Origin of the sequence: Lichenihabitans sp. PAMC28606 (genome assembly GCF_020616535.1) — a bacterium.
Lineage (GTDB): Bacteria > Pseudomonadota > Alphaproteobacteria > Rhizobiales > Beijerinckiaceae > Lichenihabitans > Lichenihabitans psoromatis.
Window position 1 is genome coordinate 356,133 of sequence record NZ_CP085136.1, and the last position, 23,902, is coordinate 380,034.

Below are 23,902 nucleotides of genomic sequence, written 5' to 3' on the forward strand. Positions count from 1 at the left end.
CGGTCTATAAACACTACACAGCAGCCGTTGGCGGCGCAACAGACCTCGTCACTAAAGAGTCAAAGTGATGTCCACGTTGCGGCTGTGAGTCGGCGAAAATGACAGCTTGACTGCCCTAACTCTCTCGAATCACGCAGGTAAAAAACGGGCACAAAGTCGCAATTTAGCCTGTGGCAATTCTGCATCAGAGGCTCGCTTCCCGGATCAAAAGCCGAGTCAATGGGTCGCAGAAAAGCTCGAAATAAGGCCTTGGGCGCTAACCCTTTGGTTCTGTGGCGATTAGTTTGCGCGGGCAATAATTACCGAAAACAATTTTTCCGAGCGTCGCGGATGGCCATCGGCGGGTCAACAAAGAGAGACGTCGACAGGCCCGCACACGCTCGCGCGGCTGCCTCGCGGTCGATCTGCTGCATGTTGGAAACCGGTCGGCGGGCAAACCGTTTAGCGACCGGCCCGAGCATGCCTCGGAACCGGTCTCGCCTCAGTTGAACAGCGACCGGAGCTGGCCGATCAGGAAGGAGCGCCGGGTGTCGGCCAATTTCGCCAGAAAGGTCTCGGCCCACCAGTCAATGTTGTATTTCTCGATGCTGGCATACATCAGCGCATGCCGATCGCGACGCTCGTCGAGCGGCATCTCCAGCGCTTGCTTCATGGCCGCCGCCATGCCCTCGGTCTCATGGGGATTGACGATGAGGGCCGCGTCCAATTCGGCAGCGGCGCCAGCAAATTGCGAGAGGATCAGAACCCCCGGATCATTCGGATTTTGAGCCGCGACGAATTCCTTCGCGACAAGATTCATCCCGTCGCGCAAGGGAGTCACGAGAGCGGCAGCCGATTGCCGGAATATACCCGCCAGAGCAGGCCGTGAATAGGATCGGTTGATGTAACGAACCGGGGTCCAGGCGGCTTCCCCGAGACGACCGTTCAGCCCGCCGACCAGTTCGTTCACGGCCCGCGACATGTCGTGATATTCGGGAATTTCCTCCCGGCTCTTCGGCGTGATCTGTAACAGCGTCACGCGGTTCGACCATTCGGGCTCGTTTTCCAAAAAATGGCCAAAGGCTTCGAGCCGATGGATGATCCCCTTGGAATAATCGAGCCGATCGACGCCGAGAAATAGTTTGCGGCCGGACAGGCTGTCACGCACCTCGTTGGCGAAGGGCGAGTCCTCTGCCTCGACCGCGAGACCGGCATATTCACGGGTTTCGATGCCGACCGGGAAGGCGCCGATCCGCGTCACCCGTCCATCAACCGAATAAGCCAAGCCATCACGGCTGACCGTCGCCTTGGACATGGCAAGGTAGCGCCCATAATTGGCGCGATCATTCTCGGTTTGAAAGCCGACGAGGTCGTAGTGGCTTAACACGCCGAGGCTCTGCTCCTGGCGCGGAATCGTGAACAGGAGATCGGGCGGCGGGCAGGGGATATGGAGAAAGAAACCGATCGGGTTGTTGAACCCACGCTGCCGCAACTCCCGCGCGAGCGGGATCAGATGATAGTCATGCACCCAGATGATATCGTCCGGCTCGAGCAACTTGGCGAGTTGATCGGCGAAGAGCCCGTTGACCCGCAAATAGCCGGTCAGATCCGAGCGGTTGAACTCGGCGAGATCGACCCGATAATGCAGGATCGGCCACAGAACGCGATTGGCGAAGCCGTTGTAATATTCCTGATAATCGGCCGTCGACAGATCGGTCACCACATAGGTGATCTTGTCCCGGACAGCGACCACAGGCTCCACGTTCGGGCCATCATCGACCTTGCCGCTCCACCCGAACCAAAGCCCCTCCCGATCCTTCAGGGCCGCATGGACAGCGACCGCAAGACCGCCGGGCGGCGGCGGTTTTCCAGGTTCCGGAACGACGACACGGTTCGATACGATTACAAGTCGTGACACCAAGCGTCCTCCCAGCTTTGTGAAAGCCGCATGGCCGAATTGATGATGCCCGCCATCGAATAGGTCTGGGGGAAGTTACCCCACAACTCGCCGGTGGCCGCGTTCAGATCCTCCGACAGAATGCCGAAATGATTGCGGTGCGAGAGGATGTCGTTGAAGCGCTCGCGGGCCTCATCGCGCCGCCCGACCTGCGCGAGCGCATCGACATACCAGAAGTTGCACACGAGAAAGGCGGTCTCTGGCAGGCCGAAGTCATCCGCCGAAGTGTAGCGCATGATCTTCCCGTCGCGCATCAACTCTTTGCCGGTTAATTCCAAGGTCTTGACGAAGCGCTCGTCCGTCGCGGCGATGAAGCCGAGCTCCGGCAACAGCAAATTGCTGGCGTCGAGTTCAGGCTGTCCGAACGCGCCGGTGATCGCCCCGCGGACCGGATCCCACGCCTGCTCCATGATGGCGGCATGCAATCGCTTGGATTCCGACGACCAATGCGCCGCTTCCTTGTGCAAGCCGAGCTTGTCCGCAATTCGTCCAAGCCTGTCGCAAGCCGCCCAGCACAGTGCTGCCGAATAGGTATGGACCCGCTTGAAGCCGCGATATTCCCAGATGCCGGCATCCGGCTCGAGCGCGAATTTGGCGGCCTGATGACCGAGCCGTTCGAGCCTGCGGAACAGAGCCTCGTCGCCGAGCTTCGGGAGGCGCTCATCCACGAACATATGCGTGGCACCGAGCACGACGCTCCCATACACATCGTGCTGAACTTGCGTCACAGCCTCGTTGCCGACCCGAACCGGCTTATTGTTCATAAAGCCGTCGAGGTTCGGCGCAATCCACTCGTCGAGCGGCGTGCCAGGGATGATGCTGTGCACCGGCTGCAGGTGCTTATCACCGCTGATCGCCAGATCGGTGATGTAGTTGATGTAGGATTCCATCGTTTCGGTTGCGCTCAGGCGGTTGAGCGCATGGACCACGAAAAAAGCATCGCGGAGCCAGCAATAGCGATAGTCCCAATTGCGGGTCGACCCATCCGCCTCCGGGATCGACGTCGTGTGGGCCGCGATAATGGCGCCGGTTTCCTCGAAACTGCAAAGCTTGAGCGTAATGGCGGCGCGCGTCACCGCCGTCTGCCACTCATACGGCAAGGCGAGATGCCGAACGAAATTCAACCAATGAGCATGGGTGCGGTCGAGGAAGTCGCGGCAGGTCGCTTCGAGGCCAGACAGGAAAGGCTCGTCCGGCCCGAACACCATGGTGACCGGACGATTCAGCGCAAAGCTGACCTCTCGCTCGATGTAGGACAACGGCGCATCGGTCGTGAGGCGAACGACATTGTCGCCGCCAAGGTAGCGGATGTGGTTCGATCCATGCGCGATTTCGGTGACCTTGCGGCCGTAATCGTAGGTCGGACGGACCCGGATGGTGATGCGCGGGAGCCCGGCCATCGGCTCGATCCGGCGCACGATCTGTGAGGGACGGAACGTCCGCTCGAAACGCTCGAAGCGCGGCACGAAATCCGTGACCTTGACGACGCCGCCTTGAGAATCGGTCAGGATCGTTTCGACGATCGCGGTATTCCGCACGTAAGCCGATTCGTTTTTGACCTGGTCGGCCAGCACGACGTCGCAGAAACCTTTTTCTTCATCCCCGGCCAACAGGCGGGAAAACACCGGATCCGAATCGAACCGTGGTGTGCACCACCAGACAATCCTCGCATTCGTGTCCACCAAAGCGGCCACGCGACAATTGCCGATCAGAGCGAAATCGAGATTTCTCGCCTTGCCTGTGCTCATGCGTGCAAACTCTCCGTTTCGACAATCCGTGCCACCCAATGGCGCACAGCGGCCGGACTTGCAAATGATCCTGTCGTGCCCGGAAATCGGACCCCGACCGAAAAAGCGTCACCGTCCTGATCGAGCGCCGCTGCAAAACCGGGTTGATCCGTCACATCGTCGCCGATGAAAACGGGACGCCGCCCAGCGAATGGCGCCTCCGCAAGAAAACGTTTGATCGCGATCCCCTTGTCGAAGGTCGCCCGCTTGATTTCGACGACGAAATGACCCGGCATCAGGCTCAGCCCCGCCTCCGGACGGCGGTCGATCAATGTCTTGAGCGCTGCCGTCAAGGCAAGGCCACAGGCGGGCAACGCCCTGTAATGCACAGCGTAGCTGAACGTCTTGTTCTCGGCAAAGGTCCCCGGATAAGCCGTCAGGAGGCCGACGACCTCGGACCAGACATCGACCGGAATCGCATCCTCCTCCGAGCGAATCACGGGTCCCTCAGGGTCGAACCGCATTTCGGCACCGTGCACGCCGCTGGCGCGAAAGCGTGCCGGCTGAAACAGCATATCGAGTTGTCCGATGGAGCGTCCGCTCACCAGAGCCACCGCGCCCTTCGCTACCCGATTGAGGCTTTCGAGATCACGCAGCAGCGAAGTCGGAACCACGACGGCGTCTGGTTTCGGCGCAATGTCGATCAACGAGCCATCCACGTCGAAAAAGAAGCATGTTTCATCGAGAGGGCGGTCGAGCATCATCGCGTAGGTCTCTGAATTTTGATGCGGCGAGAGGCATTGTCGGACTTTAGCAGCCACGAGCCTTCGAATGCACGCTATACCCAATGCTTGAGCTCTAGCGTGTGTTGCGGCGCGGAACAATTAATCTTGCGGTAACGTTTTAGACATGGCCCGTTGGGTCGTTATGCGTATTTGCGTTGGGGGTGTTTCCATGAAAATCGCTCAGATTGCTCCACTGATGGAAAGTGTTCCGCCTCGTCTTTATGGCGGCACCGAACGCATCGTGTCTTGGCTTTCTGAGGAACTTGTCAATCAGGGTCACGAGGTGACTCTCTTCGCAAGCGGCGATTCCATGACGTCCGCCAATCTCATCCCCTGCACGGTCGAAGCGATCCGCTTGTCCGAGACCATGAAGGATTACATTCCGCATACGACCATGATGGTCGACAAGGTGCGTCGAATGACTCAGGCCTTCGACATCGTCCATTTTCATATTGACCTGTTCCACTTCCCGCTGTTTCGCGGCATCGAGAACAAGACGATCACGACCCTTCACGGTCGGCAGGATCTGCCCGATCTCTGGCCCTTCTACCGGGCCTTCCCGAAGATGCCTTTGGTGTCGATCTCGAATGCCCAGCGTGCCCCGATCAGCGACGCAGGCTTTGCTGGAACCGTGCTGCACGGCTTGCCGGCGGATCTTCACACGCCGAATTTCGAGCCCCGTGGTGGCTACCTCGCCTTTCTGGGTCGCATTTCGGCGGAGAAGCGTCCGGATCGTGCCATCGAGATTGCGAAGGCGCTTGGCATTCCCTTGAAGATCGCCGCTAAGGTCGACAAGGCAGACGAGAAATATTTCCGCGAGGTCATACATCCGCTGATCCAAGATCATCCGGATGTCGAATTCATCGGTGAGGTGGACGAGCGCGGCAAGACCAAGTTCCTTGGCGAGGCGCGAGCATTGCTGTTTCCCATCGATTGGCCCGAGCCCTTCGGTCTCGTGATGATCGAAGCAATGGCCTGTGGCACGCCCATTCTCGCCTTCCGTAACGGATCGGTGGTCGAGGTAATCGATGATGGATTGACCGGGCGGATCGTCGATACGGTGCCCGAGGCAATCGCGGCGCTTCCCGAGGTTCTGGCTCTCGATCGACGCGCGGTCCGGCGCCAGTTTGATCAACGGTTCACGGCCGCTCGAATGGCACGAGACTATGTCGACCTCTACCAGCGGCAGATCGATGCCGAAGTGGCGTCGCAGCGGACAGCCTCGCTTCGCGGCGCCGCGAATTTGTCGATCGACACGATTATCCCGGCGAGCGGTGGTCGGTTCGGTAACCCGGTCGATTTTCAATGATGTCAAACGACGCAACGGTCACGTCGAACATCGAAAATAAAGATCCTGCGCCGGAGCAGGGACAATTCTACATCACCGCGACCGGGCCATCGTCCCGACCGCGTCACACATTGAAGCATGGCGACAGTTTCGCGGTCTTCGACGCGCACGGAGACATCGGTGCCTCCGCCGGTGGCCCGGACGGCTTGTTCAATCATGACACCCGGTTCTTGTCGCGTCTGGAGCTGCTGATCAACGGCGTCCAGCCTCTTCTGCTGGGGTCGACCGTCCGCGACGATAATGTGTTGATGAGCGTCGATCTCACCAATGCCGACATCTACCGCGATGGCGTGATCGCGTTACAGCGCGACACCATCCACATTGTCCGGACGATCTACCTATGGGGCGGGGTCGCGCACCAGCGGATCCACGTTACAAATCATGGCGAGGCGCCGCTCGCATTCTCCATCTCGCTCGTCTTCGGCGCAGATTTTTCGGATTTGTTCGAGGTTCGCGGCAGCCGCCGCATTCATCGCGGCGTCTCGACCCAGGCGGTCGAGGGAGATCAGAAAGTCCGCTATCGCTATATAGGTCTTGACGACGTCAAGCGCGATACGCTGGTTTGCCTTGACCCGGCCCCGGCGAGCCTCGTGGAAGGCGCTGGAAAATACAGCCTGAAGCTCGACGCTAATCAATCGACCACGCTCTTCTTGGCGATCGAATGTCACGGCCTCGATGCGCCGATCAGCGAGACCTTCTTCAAAGGGTTCATGGCGGCGAACCGCCATCAAAAGGCGGTCACGCGGCATGTCGCGACGGTGGATACCTCGAACGACATTTTAAACGAGGTGATGTGCCGGTCCACGGCCGATCTGTTCATGCTGATCACCGACACGGCTCAGGGTCCTTATCCCTATGCCGGAACACCGTGGTACTCGACCACCTTCGGCCGAGACGGGATCTTGACCGCCATCCAGATGCTCTGGTGCGACCCCGGCGTTGCGAAAGGCGTTCTCGATCGTCTTGCAGCCTTTCAGGCCACCGCGGTCGACAACGCGTCCGATGCGGAACCCGGCAAGATCGTGCATGAAATGCGCGGCGGCGAGATGGCTGTGCTTCGTGAAGTGCCGTTCGGTCTGTATTATGGCACCGTCGACGCGACGCCGCTGTTTGTCGTGTTGGCCGGTCTCTACCTCGAACGAACGGGCGATCTCGAAACCATTCGGCAGTTGTGGCCCGCGCTCGAAAAAGCCCTTGCCTGGATGGATGGTCCCGGTGATCGTGACCACGACGGCTTTATCGAATATGGCCGCGCTCAGGACACCGGCCTGCAGAACCAGGGCTGGAAGGATTCGTTCGATGCGATCTTCCATGCCGACCGCACCTTGGCCGAAGGCCCGATCGCGCTGTGCGAGGTTCAAGGCTATGCCTATCTGGCCAAACGCCTCGCGGCCTCCAGCGCGCGGCGCCTTGGGATGCACGACCGGTCGGATGTGCTCGACAAGGCCGCGACCGAGCTGGCCGAGCGGTTCGACGCTGCATTCTGGTGCGAAGACCTCGGCACTTATGCGATTGCTCTGGACGGCGCCAAAAAGCCGTGTCGTGTCCGCACATCCAATGCCGGTCAGGTTCTCTGGTCGGGCATCGCCCGTCCAGATCGCGCCAAGCGGGTGGCCGATGACATGCTGTCGACCGACTTCTTCTCCGGCTGGGGCATCCGCACCGTGGCATCCGGTCAGGCTCGATATAATCCGATGTCGTATCACGACGGATCGATCTGGCCGCATGACAACTCGCTGATCGCAGCCGGAATGGCGCGCTACGGCCACACCGATCTGGCCGAGCGCGTGTTCGAAGGCCTCTTTGCGGCCGCCAGCTATATGGACCTGCGCCGTTTGCCGGAGCTTTTCTGCGGCTTTCGTCGTCGACGTGGCGCCGGGCCGACGCTTTATCCCGTCGCCTGTTCACCGCAGGCTTGGGCCAGTGGAGCGCCGTTCCTGCTTCTCCAGGCGTGCCTCGGCCTCGAGTTCGATCCGTTCGATCGCGCGATCCGGTTCCGCAATCCGAGAATGCCCTCTTTTGCGGACGAAATTACCCTGCGTGACATCGGCTTCGACGATGCCAAGGTCGACGTGACCTTGCGGCGGATCGGCGAGCATGTTGCGCTGCGGATTCTCCGCAACACCGGTGCGATCCAAGTGTCGATGGATCTGTCGTAAGTCACACCGGGGCCGGATCGGCGCCGAAGCGGATCGAGGGTTCGATGAGCGACGCGGGCGATACACTGCCGCTTGCACCCCACGTGTCGAGCGCGAGAGCGTTCGGCTTGAGTCAAACGAGGCTAATCCTCACCGTCGCGACCATCTTGGCCACCATCCTGTCGATCTCATTCATCGATCGACCAACTGCATCGTGGTCTCATGCGACTTTGCACGGGATATGGGCCTTCGTCGCGCTCACTCATCTTGTCGATCCCCTGCCGCCGGCTGCGGCGATCGGCTTTCTGGTGCTGGGCATCGCGGCACTTTCGGGTCGACGACCGGGTCCACTCGGCTGGGTCGTTCTGCAGGCCTGCGTGGCGCTCCTGGTCGCCGTGATGATCAAGGATCAGGCGAAATTCGCTTTCGGGCGGCTGTGGCCAGAAACCTGGATCAACAACAACCCGTCGCTGATCGGCACCGGGGCCTACGGCTTCGTCCCGTTCCATGGCGGCACCGGATGGGCGTCTTTTCCGTCCGGCCACATGACAGCCATCACGGCTCCCATGGTTGCAATCCAGCCAGCTCTCCGACGATGGTGGTGGGTCACTGTCGTGCCGATCGGCTTGGTGGCGATCGGCCTCTTCGGCGCCGATTATCATTTCGTCGGCGATATGTTGGCCGGAACCCTACTGGGCGCGATATGCGCCTGGGCGATCGTTTCGCTGATGCCGAGGCCGGAAACTGGAAGACCGACCAAAATGGATGGTTTGGCTGGCTCGATCGCGACCGTGAGTGACAGCCGACATTGATGAGGCCACGGAAGCCGCTATCATAAGGGCTCGCAACGGCTCGCGATTGCGTGACTCGAAACCGCGCGGCGACATCGGCTAGGGCTCGGGTCGTCCTGTCTCAAGGGCTTGCCTTGCCGCAGAATTCTCCCCTCCCTGTGCATGCGTCGCGGCAAGGTCGGCGCGGCACCAACCGCCGGCCGGGCGCCAATCTCCATAAGCTCCCGATCGGGCTGGATCTCGCCGGCATCAGCGTCCTTGAAGGGGTGCGTGCCGCGCTGGCCTCTGCCGTCTTCCTCGCTCTCAATCAATGGATTGGGTCGCAGGCGCTGCTCATCGCTGCGGTCGGTGCGATGATCACCTGTTTCTGCGATATCGGCGGCTCGCTTCGGCAGCGGCTTCCGATGTTGTTGACCTTCACGGCCCTTGGCGCCGCGACATGGGCGATTTTCGGTCTTCTGCGCGCGGGGGGCCTCGGGGTCGTGCTTCCCTGCGCCGGCCTCGCCGCCTTCCTGTTCAGCATGGCGCGGGCCTGGGGATTGCGGGCGCAGACGATCGGCAACGTTCTCATCGTAGTCCTGGCGCTTGCGATCGACGCGCCGCTGACGCCTGACAAGGCGCTGTCGTTTTTCCTGTATTTCGGCGTAGGCGGCCTCTGGGCCTGCCTGCTCACCGTCTTGCTCTGGCGCATCCAGCCCGATCGACCGGCCATCCAGGCCGTTGCGGCCGTCTGGTCGGCCCAGGCGGCGCTCGCGGCCGACCTGCGCGACATGCTGCTTCGCCCGGGCACGTCGCAGGCCGATTGGGATGATCATGCGCGAGGCCATCGGCGCGCGGTGCGGGCCCATATCGAGGAAGCGCGGTCGATCGTCTCGACCTCGGTCCGGCGGCGGGGGCTCGTCTCGGGCAGGGGCACCCAGGCTCTCTTGTTGCTAGAGGCTGCCGATCAGCTGTTCGGCGAACTGATCATTCTCTCCGAACTGCTCGAAACCGCGACCGCGCCGGGTGTCCATGCCCATGCCGAGCGCATGTTACGTCGGCTTCGCCCGATCCTGCTGATTCTCGGAGCCGATCACCGTCCCGACATCGCGCGGCTGCGGCAATCGCTCGATCGCATGGCCGAAGAGGCACCCGGTTCGGAGCAACTCAACAGCTTGATCGGTGCTATTGTGGATCGGCTTCGGATCACGCTTCGGGTCGTCGAAGGGTTGGAGAAGCCCGCTCCGACGGCTCATCCGGCTCCACCGGACGGCGGCGTGTGGCGCACGCGCATCTGGGGTCCTCTTCGCGACGAACTCACCTGGCGGTCCGCCATTCTTCGTCACGCCGTCAGGGCCACCGTTATCGTGGTTCCGGCGATCGCGATAACGCTGCACTGGTGGACGCCCTATTCGCATTGGCTGACCATCACGCTGGCTTTGACCATGCAGCCATTCTTCGCCGCGACCTGGCAACGCGCACTGGAGCGGGTCGGAGGCACGGTGCTGGGCGCGGCCATCGGCGGCGTGCTCGCCTTCTTTCCGCAAACGCCGATCGTCGTCGGTGGGCTCCTCTTTCCGCTAGCGGTCATCGGGTTTTCGGTTCGTCAGGTCAGCTATGGGGCCTACATTGCCTGCCTGACGCCTTTGATCGTTCTGCTGTTCGACATCGTCGAACCGGGTCACAGCGCCTTCGTGGTGGCCGGCATGCGGATTTTCTACACACTTGTCGGCGGCATCGTCGCGGTCGCGGCCTGTATGCTGCTCTGGCCGAGTTGGGAGCCGTTTCGCCTCCGGCGCGAGCTACGCGAGACGTTTCTGGCCTATGCTCGTCTTGCGGTCGCGGTCTTGGGCAACCCCGGCACGAGCCGCGCCGAGGGCACCGAGGCGGCTCGCCGCGCCGCTGGGCTCGCCAACAGCAATCTCGAAGCTTCGCTGTCACGCGCACTGCAGGAGCCGGGGCGTGGGAAGCGCGCCGGCCTCGACAAGATCATCGCGGCGGATGCGATTTTGCGGCGGCTCGGCGCGGCGCTGCTGGCTACGCCGCACGATCCCTCGATCCAGCCGATCCTATCGGGACCCGGCCGGGCAGAGTGGCAGACTTGGCTCGATGAGGCCTTCGCGGCGCTGGCCGACGGCCGTTCTCCGTCCCGTCCCGCTCCGGACGCGCCAGCCTCGAGTACGTTGCAACGGGTGCGGCGCGGCATCGACGTGTTGAGCAGCGATCTCGCAACGCGAGGAGACGAGGCGCCACAGGCTCCACTATGACCGCCGCCAAGCCGAGAGCGGTTTGAAAGGACATGATAGGATGAACGGTGCTGATGTTCTGGGCGACACCCTGCTGGCCAACGGGGTCGACGTCTGCTTCGCCAATCCCGGCACGTCCGAGATGCACTTCGTTGCCGCGCTGGATCGCCGCCCACAGATGCGCTGCATTCTCGGATTGTTCGAGGGTGTCGTGACGGCAGCTGCGGATGGGTACAGTCGGATGGCCGACAGACCTGCCGCGACGCTGCTGCATCTCGGCCCGGGGCTCGCCAACGGCTTAGCCAATCTGCACAACGCGAAACGCGCCCGCTCACCGGTGGTCAATATCGTCGGTGATCACGCGACCTATCATCTTCCCTATGACGCCCCGCTCACCAGCGATATCGAATCGCTCGCGCGGCCGATGTCGAACTGGGTCGGCCGCATCGCGCTGGGCGACGATGTTGGGAAGATGACCGCTGAGGCCATTTGGCAGGCTCGGCAAGCGCCCGGCGTGTCGACGCTGATCCTACCGGCCGATGTGGCTTGGAGCGATGTGGGAGGATCGAGCGGCGGAGAGCCGCGCCCGGTCTCGATCGCGCCGCAAGCCACGCGTGCGTTGCCCGAGCGTTCGGCGATCGAGGCCGGCGTCCAGTCGCTTCGATCGGGTGGGCGGATCGGTTTGTTGCTTGGCGGCCAGGCCCTACGCTCACCCGCGCTCGAATGGGCTGGTCGGCTTGCGGCCGCGACAGGCGCGACGCTTCTGGCCGAGATGTTCAATGCGCGGATCGAGCGGGGCAGGGGCCGCGTCCCCGTCGCGAAGGTGTTGTACAGGATTGACGCGTCACTGACGCAGCTCGCCGACTATGAGACCTTGATTCTCATCGGCGCCAGCGTGCCAGTGGCGTTTTTCGGCTACCCAGGCAAGCCGAGCCTTCTTATCGCCGAGGGTTGCGAGGTCGTTCAGGTCGCCGGACCGCACCATGATCTTGTGGCGACCCTGCAGGCCTTGGCCGAAGACGTCGGCGCCTCGCGAACGATCGCATCCGCCGCTTCAGCTCCGCAGCCGAGCGAAACATCGGACTTATCGACCGGTCCGCTCGATGGAGAGACGGTCTGTCGGATCGTGGCGCGCCGCATGCCCGAGGGGGCGGTGGTGTGCGACGAGTCGCTCACGGCGGGCTTCTCGTTTTTCGCTCATTCTCAAGCGGCCGCACCTCATGATTATCTGCAATTGACGGGTGGTGCGATCGGCATCGGCATTCCGCTCGCAGCGGGCGCCGCCGTCGCAAGTCCAGGCCGCAAGGTCATTGGTTTGCAGGCTGATGGAAGTGGCATGTATACGGTGCAGGGTCTCTGGACCCAGGCTCGCGAAGGGCTCGATGTCGTGACCGTCATCTTCTCCAATCGGGCTTATGCGATCCTGCACGGCGAGATGGCGAATGTCGGCGTGAACGCGATTGGCCGCAACGCGGCGCGAATGCTCAACCTCGACGATCCCGCCCTCGATTGGGTGTCGTTGGCCAAGGGACTCGGCGTCGAGGCGGCACGCGCGACAACCGCCGTAGCGTTCGACGCACTGTTCGCGGCCGCGATGACCCGGCCCGGACCATTCCTGATCGAAGCGGTGCTCGAGCCAAGCTGAGCGCCGCGTGCCGATCGAGGCGACGCGCGTCTGCTCCACCGGACCGAGTGCCGCAGGACCTCCCGTTCTCTGACCGCGTTTTCTTGGCGTTCCGGGCCGTCGCGTCCGCTGCTACAAGGAAGTGTCATGTCCGATCCTAAAAATGTCTCTCTCTCGCGGCGTCAGATCGTTGGGGGTGCCGGCCTCGGTCTCGCGGCCGTCGCGGCTGCTGTGCCGGCGGCCGCACAAGGTTCAGCCGCGCCCGCGCCGAGGTCTCTGGAGGATCCAAGGACCAAATATCCCCAGCCGCCCTACAACAAGCAATCCCAGCCCTGGCCCGGACTGGCCAGCAAGATGGATCCCGTGCCGGATCATGGCGAAAAGAGCTACCGGGGTTCGGGGCGTCTCGCCGGTCGCAAGGCGATGATCACGGGCGGCGATAGCGGGATGGGCCGCGCCGCCGCGATCGCATTTGCGCGTGAGGGCGCGGATGTCGCCATCAACTACCTGCCCGAGGAAGAGCCCGATGCCCGAGATGTGATCGCTCTCATCAAAGCCGAAGGCAGGATCGGGCTCGCGATTCCAGGGGATTTGCGGGACGAGGCCTTCTGTCAACGGCTCGTTGCCGATGCGGTCAATGGCCTTGGCGGCCTCGACATCGTGGTCAGCAATGCGGGGCGTCAGCAGGCGCATGCCTCGATCCTCGATATCTCGACAGAGCAGTTCGACTGGACGATGAAGACCAACATCTACGCGCCGTTTTGGATCATCAAGGCGGCGTTGCCCCACCTTCAGCCCGGATCATGCATCATCGCGACAACGTCGGAACAAGCCTATGATCCGACGCCGGACCTCTATGATTATGCGCAAACCAAAGCCGCGACGATGAACTTCGTGAAGTCGCTGGCCAAGCAGTTGGGGCCGAAAGGTATCCGGGTGAACGGTGTGGCGCCCGGCCCGATCTGGACGCCGCTCCAGGTCAGCGGCGGCGCCTCCCAGGATAAGCTCCAGACGTTCGGCATGATGACGCCGCTTGGGCGGGCGGGTCAGCCGGCCGAACTCGGCGGCATTTACGTCCAGCTTGCCATGACAGATGCGAGCTATGCCAACGGGCAGATCTACGGCGCTGCAGGCGGAAGCGGACAACCCTGATACCGTAGGGCCTCGCTCGGTTGTCCAAAACGCGCGTCGGGCAATACTGGCTGGGGCGCCTGGATTCGAACCAGGGGATGGCGGAATCAAAATCCGCTGCCTTACCACTTGGCTACGCCCCATCAAGACCGAAGCCCCTAAGGGTCGATCGCGGCGCGACCATAGGTGTAACGATCCTGCGCCGCAAGGGCCCTCGTCAGCCCCTCAAACTAAATGCGGATCCGCATCGAAACTCCCATGTTTCGACGCTGGCCCGCTTGCCGGATCTGTTGAGGGCGGCTATAGGAACCTTCGTCGGTGCCGCACATGTGCATCGCCGAATGTCGGAGTGTAGCGCAGCCTGGTAGCGCACCTCGTTCGGGACGAGGGGGTCGTAGGTTCGAATCCTATCACTCCGACCAGATTTCTTGTTGAGATCAATGTCGCAAAGGCCGCCTTCGGGCGGCCTTTCGCGTGTTTCTCTTGCGGTCTCACGCTATCAAATCCTGAACCTGATCCGTGCGGCTCCTCGCCGTGCAGCGGATTGTCGCGCCACTGGAGCGTGTTCGTCAGACGCGACGGATGCCGCGCGAGCAGAGGGGATTGCGCGCGAGAAAGGCTGGGCCGCGCGGCAGTTTACTTGACCTGTCGTTTCTCCAGCTTGCGCGCCAGCGTTCGTCGATGCATCCCGAGGCGACGGGCGGCCTCGGATATGTTGAAATCGGTCGCGGCCAGCATCTCGTGAATGCGCTCCCACTCGAGCGTCTTGATCGAGGTTGGACGCTCCGTCAGCGGCACGTCGGTGTTGCCTGCGGCCTTGCCGAACGCGGCCTCGATATCGTCGGTGTTGGACGGCTTGGCGAGATAGTGACAGGCGCCCAGCTTGATGGCCTCGACCGCCGTCGCGATGCTGGCGAAACCCGTCAGAACGACGATCAGCATCTCGGGATCGTGTTCGTGCAGCGCTTCGAGACAGGCAAGGCCCGAGGCTCCCGCGAGCTTGAGATCGACGACCGCATAGCCGGGCGAGCGTGTTTGCAGCAAGCTGTTGACCGCGTCGATCGTCGGCGCGACCACGACTTCATACTCGCGGCGCTCGAACGAGCGCTTTAACGTCTTTGCGAAAGCTTCGTCGTCGTCGACGACAACGAGAAGGCGGTCAGGCGGCATCAAGCCTCCGCGTTTCAAGCTCCAGCGCCGCAAGCGGGAGCGCGAGGGTCACAACGGCGCCACCGTCTTGCCGATTGCGGAATTGGACCCGGCCACCAAGCTTGCGAACGACGTTCACGACCAAGAACAAGCCGAGGCCGCCGCCGCGGCGACCCTTGGTGCTCTGATAAGGTTTCCCGATCTGCGCCATCATGTCTTCAGGAAAGCCCGGTCCGACGTCCGTCACCGACAAGACCAGCATGTCATCGACGCGCGTCGCCGAAAAGCCCACCCATGGCGGTGAAGCCTCGAAGGCATTGTCGAGAACGTTGAAGATCACCTGCTTGAGGGCGGTGTCCGAGACGATCGGAACATCCGAGCCGAAGGCATTGTCGTAGGAAAGATTCGTGGCCGACCGGGCTGCCCGCCAGTCGACGACGAGGTCGTTCAGGAATGTATGAACGGTCGTGACGCCCGCCGATTCGCCTCGGGTCTCACCCGCTGAAACCAGGATACCGGTCACGATCGCCTTGCAGCGCTGAAGTTCAGCCTGCATGGCATTGATATCGTCGGCCAGATCCGGATCGGCAATCAGGCGCGGCATACGGCGCCAGTCGCCCAGGATCACCGACAAAGTCGCGAGCGGCGTGCCGAGTTCATGCGCTGCGCCCGATGCGAGCAACCCCATTCTGACGATGTGATGTTCTTCAGCGGCCTGTTGTCGAAGGTCGGCCAGCCGCGCGTCGCGCTCACGCAGATTGAAGTTGATCCGGGTCACGAACACGACCAGCAGCGCCGCGTCGAGCGTGAAACAAATCAGCATTCCGTCGATATGCATGCTGAACAGCGCCTCGACATGGCGATCGAGCAGATCCAGCGGTCGGTACAGGAAGGTTAGGCCGGCAAAGCAGAGGGTCGCGAGCGCCACCACCACCCAGGTCGACCACGCATCCAGGAGCACGGCCCCGATCGTGACCTGCAGCAGATAGAGGAAGGTGAACGGGTTCGTGGCGCCGCCGCTGAGATAGAGTTGCGCCGTGAGGGCCGCGACATCGAACACGACCGCGACGAACAATTCGGAATTGCTGACGCTCGATCGTGTCCAGAGCCTGAGCAAGCTGGCGATGTTCAGCGTCACCAGAGCCGCCAACACTGCGGCCATTCCACCAAACGGCAGCGAGATGCCAAGCCCGTAATGCACAGCCGCAATCGTGGCGATCTGGCCAATGACCGCAATCCAGCGAAGCTGGATCAACAAGAAGAGGTTTTTGCGTCCGGCCATGTCGGCGCTCGGCGGAGCGCCAGACGGGTCATCCGACGCAAGCGACGGTCCGAGCAGACGTTCGAGCATGTCTTGGCCCCGAGGGACGCGCCATGTCACGAGAGATTGACCGGTGTTCCGCCAGGGCCGGTGCGATGGCCAGAGACACGGTCAGGGGACGACGTGATGTGACGCAGCCGAAGCTCGTCACGCGCAAGCCAGGCGACCGCTCCAGCCAGCATGGCCGCGAGCCCGAACCAAGTGAGCGCATAGACCAGATGATTGTTCGGGAATGACACGACGGTGAGCCCGCCCACGGGATATTTGCCGCCATTCGGATCGAAATCCGCATCGACGAAATAGGGTGCAACGTCATTGAGGCCGATCTCGGCCGCGATCGCACCGACGTCGCGGGAGTACCAACGTCCGTTCGTCGGATCGTTGTGACGAAGGAAGCCGCCGCCGGGTTCCGTGATCCGCAGCAAGCCCGTCACGGTGGTGGTCCCGGTCACTTCATTGTCCCGCCGCGTCTCTCGGTCACGACGCTCTGGCGGTACGAAGCCCCGATTGACCAATACGGTCCCGCCCGAGTGGAGCTCGAAGGGCGTCAGCACCCAAAAGCCTGGGCCGAGCGCCGTGACGGCTTGAACGAATGTTTCGCGACGATTGTCGAAGCGCCCGTCGAGGCGCAGATGCCGATATTCATCCGACTCAGCCGTGATGCCGGACCATGATCCCAGCCCAGGCGCGGCGGAGGGCGCTGCGTGAACCCGCTCATCGACCCGGGCGATCAGGTCGAGCTTCCATTGTAACCGGTATAATTGCCAGACGCCGAGTGCCGACAAAACCGCGATTGTAAAAAGCGCGAGAGCCCCGAGCAACCACAAGGACCGAAGCGAGCGTGGTGAGGGCCGAGCGAGATCCGCGCCGGCCACCACAGGCGCGCCGCTTCGGTCGCGTGTCACGGCATGTTGCGCATGTCGTGGACCGACATGGGCATCATGTTGCTGTTGAGATGGTACATGACCCAGATCGACCCCGATAAGGTAATGACCAGCAGAACCATCGTGAAGATCAAAGCCAGCATAGTCCAGCCGCCCTCGGACTTCGTGTTCATATGGAGGAAATAGACCATGTGAACGACGATCTGGATGGCCGCCAAACCCATGACGGCGAAAGCCGTGATCCGCGTGTCATCGAAGACATGGCCCATGACCAGCCAGAACGGAATGGCTGTGAGGATGACCGAGAGGACGAAACCGGTCAGATAACCATTGAGGGATCCATGGCCGGCTTCGTGGTGGTCCGGGAGAACCTCGACAGGAACGGCATTATTCGCAGTCATCAAAGCACACTCAGGAGGTAGACGAACGAAAAGACGCCGATCCAGATCACGTCGAGGAAATGCCAGAACATGCTCAGGCACATCAGACGGCGCTTATTCTCAGGCACGAGACCGCGTCGACTAACCTGGACCATCAAGACGATCAGCCAGATGATGCCGAGCGAGACGTGGATACCGTGCGTGCCGACAAGGGTGAAGAAGGACGACAGGAAGGCACTGCGCTGCGGTCCCGCACCCTCATGGATGAGGTGGACGAATTCGTTGACCTCGAGGCCGACGAACGCTGCGCCAAACAAGCCGGTAATCGCCAGCCACATCAGCGTCGTGCGCTGCTGCTGCTTCTCCATGGCCAGCATGGCGAACCCGTAGGTGATCGACGACAGCAGCAACATCGAGGTGTTGAGCGCGACGGTCCATAAATCAAAGAGATCGGCCGGCGACGGTCCAGCCGCATAATTGCGACCGAGGACCCCGTAGGTCGCAAAGAGGACCGCAAAGATGAGACAATCGCTCATCAGATAGATCCAGAAGCCGAGCATGGTGCCGCCTTCGGCGTGTCCATGCTCCTCTGCCACGTAGAACGTCAGCGGTTCATCGCCTGTGGTGACGGCGCTCGATGCGTCGGTCATCGCCTTTATACCTGCCCTGCGAGAATCTTCGTCCGGCGGCTCTCCGCCCGGACCACGTCTTCGACCGGGATGTAGAAGTCCCGATTGTAGTTGAAGGTGTGCAGGATCGCGACCGCGAGGATGCTGACGAAGGCGAGGACCGCCATCCACCAGATGTACCAGATCATCGCGAAGCTGAAGACGGTGCTGAGCGCCGCCAATACAACGCCGGCCCAGGTGCTCCGCGGCATGTGGATTGCCTTGTAGCCCTGAAGGGGTCGAACATAGCCCCGCTTCTTCATGTCGGCCCATGCATCGAGGTCATGCACCTGTGGCGTGAAAGCGAAGTTATATTCGGGCGGCGGAGAAGCCGTGGACCATTCGAGAGTCCGGCCGCCCCAAGGATCGCCGGTCAAATCCGCAAGCTCCTCACGGCGCATGATGCTGACCACGATCTGCACGATGAACGAGACGATGCCGACGAGGATCAACAATGCGCCAAAGGCTGCGATGATGAACCAGATCTGAAGCGAGGGATCATCGAAATGGCTGAGGCGCCGCGTGACGCCCATCAGGCCGAGCACATAGAGCGGCATGAAGGCCACGTAGAAACCGACGACCCAGAACCAAAACGACATATGACCCCAGAACGAATCGAGCTTGAAGCCGAAGGCTTTCGGGAACCAGTAGGTCACGCCCGCCATCAAGCCGAACACGACGCCGCCGATGATGACGTTGTGGAAATGCGCCACCAGAAACAGACTGTTGTGCAGCATGAAGTCGGCCGGGGGCACCGCCAGAAGAACGCCGGTCATGCCGCCGATCACAAAGGTCAGCATGAAGGCGACAGTCCACATCATCGGCAGTTCGAACCGAATGCGACCCCGATACATCGTAAAGAGCCAATTGAAGATCTTGGCCCCAGTCGGGATCGAAATGATCATCGTCGTGATGCCGAAGAACGAATTCACATTCGCACCGGATCCCATCGTGAAGAAGTGATGGAGCCAGACGAGATACGACAGGATGGTGATCACCACGGTCGCATAGACCATGGACGCGTAACCAAAGAGGCGCTTGCCACAGAAGGTCGACACGACTTCGGAGAAGATCCCGAAGGCCGGCAGGATCAGAATGTAAACCTCCGGATGGCCCCAGATCCAAATCAGATTCACGTACATCATCGGATTACCGCCGAGATCGTTCGTGAAGAAGTTCGTGCCGGCATAGCGATCGAGAGACAGAAGCGCCAAGACGGCGGTTAGAACCGGGAAGGCCGCGACGATCAAAATGTTGGTGCAAAGCGCCGTCCAGGTGAAGATCGGCAGCTTCATCATCGTCATGCCAGGCGCCCGCATCTTCACGATGGTGGCGATCAGGTTGATGCCGGACAGCAACGTCCCGATACCGGCGATCTGCAGGGACCAGATGTAATAATCGACACCGACACCTGGGCTGTAGGACGCGCCGGACAGCGGCGGGTAAGCGAGCCATCCGGTGCGTGCGAACTCGCCGATGAACAGCGACAGCATGACCGTCACGGCACCGCTCGCGGTCATCCAGAAGCTAAAGTTATTCAGAAACGGGAATGCCACGTCGCGTGCGCCAATCTGAAGCGGCACCACGAAGTTCATCAGACCGGTCACGAACGGCATCGCCATGAAGAAGATCATGATCACGCCGTGAGCCGTGAAGACCTGATCATAGTGGTGCGGTGGCAGATAGCCGTCGTTACTCCCGAACGAAATCGCCTGCTGGCTCCGCATCAAGATCGCGTCCGAAAAGCCGCGCACCAACATCACGATGGCCAAGACCACGTACATGATGCCGATCTTCTTATGGTCGACGCTCGTGAACCACTCGCTCCAGAGGTACCCCCAGAGGCGGAAATACGTGAGGGCACCGACGACCGCGATGCCGCCGAGAGCCACGACGATAAACGTCATGACCACGATCGGCTCGTGCGGGATGGCTTCGAGCGTCAGTCTGCCGAAGATCAACTGCTGAAGATCGAGATTGGCGAACATGGGATCCGTTCGTTTGTTGTGTTCGTAAGTGGATGAATTACTTCGTTAACTGAACCGGGGCCGGACTGTCCGGTTTCATGCCGGGCATGTCCTTCATGTCAGACGCTGAACCATTCTGATCTCCCGTCGAAGGCGCCTTCTCGTTCACGATGGGCGACAGCGCACGAGGTTTCATCCCCTCGGGCTGAACGTTGGAATTTGGCGGGCGACCCGAGGCCGGGAAGGTGGCTCCGGAGGCTTCATCCCCATTTTCCATGCGGTGGTTGTCATATTTCAACCGCTCGAAATTTGCTTCGCTGTCCTTGCCGGCCCCGCCCTTGGCGTCGATCTGCATCATCTCGTTCACGCACATCTTCCCCGGCATGGCGCAGAGATTGAGGATCGCCTCATAGAGCCCGGCCTCTGTCGATGAGAAATAGCGGACGGGTTCTTTTTCGGAAGGCTTTTCCAGCGCGACATATTCGGTCTTATCGAGCGGCGAGCCCTGCTGTTTAAGCTTCTCGACCCACGCGCCAAAATCCTGATCGCTCAAGGCGTTCATCTTGAAGTGCATGTGCGAGAAGCCGGCACCGCTGTAATTCGCCGAAAATCCTTCGTAGGTTCCGGGTTCGTTGATGACGGCATGAAGCTGCGTCTGCATACCCGCCATGGCATAGATCTGTCCGGCAAGAGCGGGGATGAAGAATGAGTTCATCACTGTCGCGGACGTGATCTTGAACTGTATCGGCACGTCGACCGGGAGCGCGAGTTCATTGATCGAAGCAACACCCTGGTCGGGATAGAGAAACAGCCATTTCCAGTCGAGCGCGACAACTTCCACCGTCAGCGGCTTGATCTTGTCGGAAGCCGGTATGGTCGCGCTGATGCGTCCGATCGGCCTGAACGGATCGAGCAGATGTGTGCTGATCCATGTCAAAGCACCCAGCGCGATGATGATCATCAGTGGCGCTGTCCAGATCAATACCTCGAGCTTGGTCGAATGATGCCACTCCGGATCGTAGACGGCAGCAGAATTCGACGCGCGATAGCGCCACGCGAAGAGGGCCGTGAACATCATGACGGGCAGAATGATAAGCAGCATCAGCAAGGTCGAGATGATGATCAGGTTGCGCTGCTGCATCGCCACGTCGCCGGACGGGCTCATCAGAACCGCATTACAGCCACCGAGAAAACTAAAGAGCGGGAGCATCATGAGGATGCGAAGTAATTTCACGGGCGACCAAACCATCTTTTTGCTGCGCTGCACACGATCTATCCACGCGACCTGATATTTGGGATTGGACGTTTTGTCCAAGCGCAGCAGTTTGACGCTGCGGGCGCACAGGTTCTATCTGATGCGTGGTCCGAAACTTACCGGCACCAAACGATCGTTGAAACTCACGTTAGGAAATGTGGCATGGCCGCGAGTAGTGGGAATGTGGCCTCGTCCTCGGCTCTCGAGCGGGATGCGAGGCTCGTTTCATCCGACGAATCGCATGTGTCGCCCGGTGAGATTGCGATTGGCGTGGTGATCGGTCGCACCTCGGAATCGTTCGACTTCTTTGTCTTCGGTCTCGCTTCGGTCCTGGTGTTCCCAGAACTCATGTTTCCGTTCACGGATCGACTGACCGGAACTCTCTATTCCTTTGCGCTCTTCGCCCTCGCCTTCGTGGCGCGTCCGATTGGCTCGATTATCTTCATGGCAATCGACCGCCGCCACGGCCGCGGCGTGAAGCTGACGATCGCACTATTCCTGCTCGGTGGATCGACGGCCGCGATCAGTTTTCTGCCCGGCTATAATGACATCGGTATTTGGGCGATCGTCTTGGTGTCGATCTTCCGGTTTTCACAGGGCCTCGCGCTTGGTGGAGCCTGGGATGGGTTGGCGTCCCTGCTGGCGTTGAATGCCCCGCATAACCGGCGCGGCTGGTACGCGATGATGCCGCAGCTCGGTGCGCCGTTCGGCTTCATCGTCGCAAGCGGGTTGTTCGCGTTCTTCCTGCTCAATTTGACCCAGGCCGACTTTCTGAGCTGGGGCTGGCGTTATCCGTTCTTCGTGGCCTTTACGATCAATGTCGTGGCCTTGTTCGCCCGCTTGCGCCTCATCGCCACGGAAGAATTCGCTCGCCTTCTCGCAAATCGCGATCTCGTGCCGGCCCGCGTTTCCACGATCTTGCGGTCGCAGGGCTACGATCTGCTGCTCGGCGCTTTCATTCCGCTGGCGAGCTTTGCCCTGTTTCACCTCGTGACGATCTTTCCGCTGTCCTACATCGGCTTGTTTACAAACCGGACACCGGCCGACTTCTTGTTGTTACAGCTCGAAGGTGCCGTCGTCTGCGCCTTCGCCGTGATGCTGTCGGGCGTACTGGCGGATCGGATCGGTCGCCGTAATCTCATCGGGACTTGTGCCGTGGCGATCGCGGTGTTCAGCTTCCTGACCCCGATGCTGCTTGGCGGCGGTGCGTCCGGGCAAACCACCTTCGTTTTTCTCGGCTTCGCGTTGCTGGGCTTATCGGTCGGCCAATCGGCCGGGTCGATTGCGTCGAACTTTTCCAGCGAAAACCGCTACACCGGGTCTGCCTTGACGTCGGATCTCGCCTGGCTCTTCGGCGCCGGTTTTGCGCCGCTCGTCGCACTTGGCTTCTACAGCCGCTTCGGCTTGTGGGCGGTTGGTGCTTATCTCCTGTCCGGCGCGCTTTGCACCTTGGCGGCGTTGGCGGTCAACCGCCAACTCGAAGCGCGCGGGATCCGCTGAGCGCCTCGTCGAGGATGGTTCGCACAAGCGGAATGACACGCGTTCCATAAAGCTCGATGTTCCGCATGAGCTTGTCGTGGGTAAGCGGACCGGCGCTGTATTTGAGATCGAAGCGAGACAGCCCGAGCGCGCTGACGGTCCGGGCGATCTTACGGGCGACGGTGTCGGGAGAGCCCACATAGAGGGATCCGCGATCCGCCTCCTGATCGAACTCGGACCGGTTCATTGGCGGCCATCCGCGTTCGGCGCCGATGTGGTCGCGCATGCGCTTGTAGTCCGGCCAAAGCTCTTCGCGCGCCTGCTCGTCTGTTTCGGCGATATAGCCGGGCGAATGCACCCCGATCGGCTGAACCGGCTGCCCCATTTGGCCGAACGCCTGTCCATAAAGATCGACATAGGGTTTGAAGCGCGTCGGGTTGCCGCCGATGATCGCCAGCATCATGGGTAGGCCATGCTGCGCCGCACGCACGACGGAAGCCGGGCTGCCACCGACCCCGACCCACGTCTTGAGCGAGCCCTTCTCGAGCGTCGGATAAACATGCTGATCTACGAGCGCGGCGCGTGTCGTCCCGCGCCACGTGACGGCATCCTGTCGGATCAGCGCGGCGAAGAGAGCCAGCTTTTCTTCAAACAATGTTTCATATTGCTCGAGTTTATAGCCAAACAGCGGAAACGACTCAGTGAAGGAGCCGCGCCCGACGATCACTTCAGCGCGCCCGTTCGAGACCGCGTCGAGCGTCGAAAATCTCTGGAACACGCGCACGGGATCGTCCGAACTCAGCACCGTCACGGCCGAGCCGAGCCTGATGCGGCTCGTTTGCCCAGCGATCGCGGCCAAGACGACGTCCGGCGCCGAGACCGCGAAGTCGCTGCGGTGGTGTTCGCCGACCCCGAAGAAATCGATCCCGACCTGGTCCGCCAGAACAGCCTCGGCGACGACATTGCGGATCACCTGGGCGTCGGGCAGGAGGGTTCCGTCCGGGGCGGCCGTCACGTCGCCGAACGTATCGAGCCCGAGTTCAAGTCGCTGTGCCATGCCGTGCTCCTTCGCGTGACGATTAAAGCGTCGGCCG

At 61.3% G+C, this 23,902-nt stretch carries 18 protein-coding genes and 2 tRNA genes; 8 read left to right on the forward strand and 12 right to left on the reverse strand.

The features are described from left to right. Positions 1 to 481: 481 nt before the first annotated feature. Genes LGH83_RS01650 through otsB form a run of 3 tightly spaced genes read right to left on the reverse strand, consistent with a single transcriptional unit; the run spans position 482 to position 4,427 of the window. The gene (locus LGH83_RS01650; protein WP_227400368.1) at positions 482 to 1,897 is read right to left on the reverse strand and encodes an alpha,alpha-trehalose-phosphate synthase (UDP-forming); all 1,416 of its coding nucleotides are present in this window, start codon (positions 1,895 to 1,897) and stop codon (positions 482 to 484) included. Continuing rightward, positions 1,882 to 3,684 (reverse strand): glycoside hydrolase family 15 protein, encoded by a 1,803-nt coding sequence (locus LGH83_RS01655; RefSeq protein ID WP_227400369.1) that lies wholly within the window; start codon positions 3,682 to 3,684, stop codon positions 1,882 to 1,884. The genes LGH83_RS01650 and LGH83_RS01655 overlap by 16 nt, the downstream gene beginning before the upstream one ends. Then, positions 3,681 to 4,427 carry a trehalose-phosphatase gene (gene otsB / locus LGH83_RS01660; protein WP_227400370.1) on the reverse strand — a complete coding sequence of 249 codons (747 nt, stop codon included), beginning with the start codon at positions 4,425 to 4,427 and terminating at the stop codon, positions 3,681 to 3,683. Before otsB ends, LGH83_RS01655 begins: the two co-directional genes overlap by 4 nt. Positions 4,428 to 4,617: 190 nt before the next feature. Between otsB and LGH83_RS01665 the strand changes: the two genes are divergently transcribed. The 6 genes from LGH83_RS01665 to LGH83_RS01690 all read left to right on the forward strand — a co-directional run bounded on the left by LGH83_RS01665 (position 4,618) and on the right by LGH83_RS01690 (position 13,726). Next, positions 4,618 to 5,757 carry a glycosyltransferase family 4 protein gene (locus tag LGH83_RS01665; protein ID WP_131194150.1) on the forward strand — a complete coding sequence of 380 codons (1,140 nt, stop codon included), beginning with the start codon at positions 4,618 to 4,620 and terminating at the stop codon, positions 5,755 to 5,757. Next, positions 5,754 to 7,955: an amylo-alpha-1,6-glucosidase gene (locus tag LGH83_RS01670; RefSeq protein WP_227400371.1), complete on the forward strand. Its 2,202-nt coding sequence runs from the start codon at positions 5,754 to 5,756 to the stop codon at positions 7,953 to 7,955. Before LGH83_RS01665 ends, LGH83_RS01670 begins: the two co-directional genes overlap by 4 nt. 44 nt (positions 7,956 to 7,999) lie before the next feature. Continuing rightward, positions 8,000 to 8,746 carry a phosphatase PAP2 family protein gene (locus tag LGH83_RS01675; protein ID WP_227400372.1) on the forward strand — a complete coding sequence of 249 codons (747 nt, stop codon included), beginning with the start codon at positions 8,000 to 8,002 and terminating at the stop codon, positions 8,744 to 8,746. Positions 8,747 to 8,859: 113 nt separating this feature from the next. Next, the gene (locus tag LGH83_RS01680; RefSeq protein WP_227400373.1) at positions 8,860 to 10,971 is read left to right on the forward strand and encodes an FUSC family protein; all 2,112 of its coding nucleotides are present in this window, start codon (positions 8,860 to 8,862) and stop codon (positions 10,969 to 10,971) included. 40 nt (positions 10,972 to 11,011) lie between these two features. Next, positions 11,012 to 12,595: an acetolactate synthase large subunit gene (locus LGH83_RS01685; RefSeq protein ID WP_227400374.1), complete on the forward strand. Its 1,584-nt coding sequence runs from the start codon at positions 11,012 to 11,014 to the stop codon at positions 12,593 to 12,595. 126 nt (positions 12,596 to 12,721) lie between these two features. Next, positions 12,722 to 13,726, forward strand: a complete 1,005-nt coding sequence (locus LGH83_RS01690; protein WP_227400375.1) for an SDR family oxidoreductase — start codon at positions 12,722 to 12,724, stop codon at positions 13,724 to 13,726. A gap of 47 nt (positions 13,727 to 13,773) precedes the next feature. On the opposite strand, the gene LGH83_RS01695 is transcribed toward LGH83_RS01690, so the two are convergent. After that, a tRNA-Gln gene (locus LGH83_RS01695) sits at positions 13,774 to 13,848 on the reverse strand. A 202-nt stretch (positions 13,849 to 14,050) separates the two neighbouring features. On the opposite strand from LGH83_RS01695, the gene LGH83_RS01700 reads away from it, so the two are divergent. Continuing rightward, a tRNA-Pro gene (locus LGH83_RS01700) sits at positions 14,051 to 14,127 on the forward strand. 214 nt (positions 14,128 to 14,341) lie between these two features. Here LGH83_RS01700 and LGH83_RS01705 read toward each other — a convergent pair. The 7 genes from LGH83_RS01705 to cyoA are packed head-to-tail and all read right to left on the reverse strand — an operon-like array spanning position 14,342 to position 21,323. Further along, positions 14,342 to 14,875 carry a response regulator transcription factor gene (locus LGH83_RS01705; RefSeq protein WP_227400376.1) on the reverse strand — a complete coding sequence of 178 codons (534 nt, stop codon included), beginning with the start codon at positions 14,873 to 14,875 and terminating at the stop codon, positions 14,342 to 14,344. Next, positions 14,865 to 16,205: an ATP-binding protein gene (locus LGH83_RS01710; RefSeq protein ID WP_227400377.1), complete on the reverse strand. Its 1,341-nt coding sequence runs from the start codon at positions 16,203 to 16,205 to the stop codon at positions 14,865 to 14,867. The genes LGH83_RS01705 and LGH83_RS01710 overlap by 11 nt, the downstream gene beginning before the upstream one ends. 26 nt (positions 16,206 to 16,231) lie before the next feature. Further along, entirely contained in the window at positions 16,232 to 17,080 is an 849-nt protein-coding gene (locus tag LGH83_RS01715) for an SURF1 family protein (RefSeq protein WP_227400378.1), read from the reverse strand. Further along, complete coding sequence (cyoD, locus tag LGH83_RS01720; protein WP_227400379.1) at positions 17,077 to 17,460, reverse strand: cytochrome o ubiquinol oxidase subunit IV; 384 nt, start codon at positions 17,458 to 17,460, stop codon at positions 17,077 to 17,079. The genes LGH83_RS01715 and cyoD overlap by 4 nt, the downstream gene beginning before the upstream one ends. Continuing rightward, on the reverse strand, positions 17,460 to 18,089 hold the full coding sequence (gene cyoC, locus LGH83_RS01725) for a cytochrome o ubiquinol oxidase subunit III (protein WP_227400380.1): 630 nt from the start codon (positions 18,087 to 18,089) through the stop codon (positions 17,460 to 17,462). The genes cyoD and cyoC overlap by 1 nt, the downstream gene beginning before the upstream one ends. Positions 18,090 to 18,094: 5 nt before the next feature. Then, positions 18,095 to 20,095, reverse strand: coding sequence for a cytochrome o ubiquinol oxidase subunit I (cyoB, locus tag LGH83_RS01730; protein ID WP_227400381.1), 2,001 nt, complete (start codon positions 20,093 to 20,095; stop codon positions 18,095 to 18,097). A 37-nt stretch (positions 20,096 to 20,132) separates the two neighbouring features. Continuing rightward, positions 20,133 to 21,323, reverse strand: a complete 1,191-nt coding sequence (cyoA, locus tag LGH83_RS01735) for a ubiquinol oxidase subunit II (RefSeq protein ID WP_227401687.1) — start codon at positions 21,321 to 21,323, stop codon at positions 20,133 to 20,135. Between the two features lie 168 nt (positions 21,324 to 21,491). Here cyoA and LGH83_RS01740 point away from each other — a divergent pair, with 168 nt between their 5' ends. After that, positions 21,492 to 22,829 (forward strand): MFS transporter, encoded by a 1,338-nt coding sequence (locus LGH83_RS01740; RefSeq protein WP_131116119.1) that lies wholly within the window; start codon positions 21,492 to 21,494, stop codon positions 22,827 to 22,829. Here LGH83_RS01740 and LGH83_RS01745 read toward each other — a convergent pair. Continuing rightward, complete coding sequence (locus LGH83_RS01745) at positions 22,795 to 23,865, reverse strand: LLM class flavin-dependent oxidoreductase (protein WP_227400382.1); 1,071 nt, start codon at positions 23,863 to 23,865, stop codon at positions 22,795 to 22,797. The genes LGH83_RS01740 and LGH83_RS01745 overlap by 35 nt on opposite strands. Between the last annotated feature and the right edge of the window lie 37 nt (positions 23,866 to 23,902).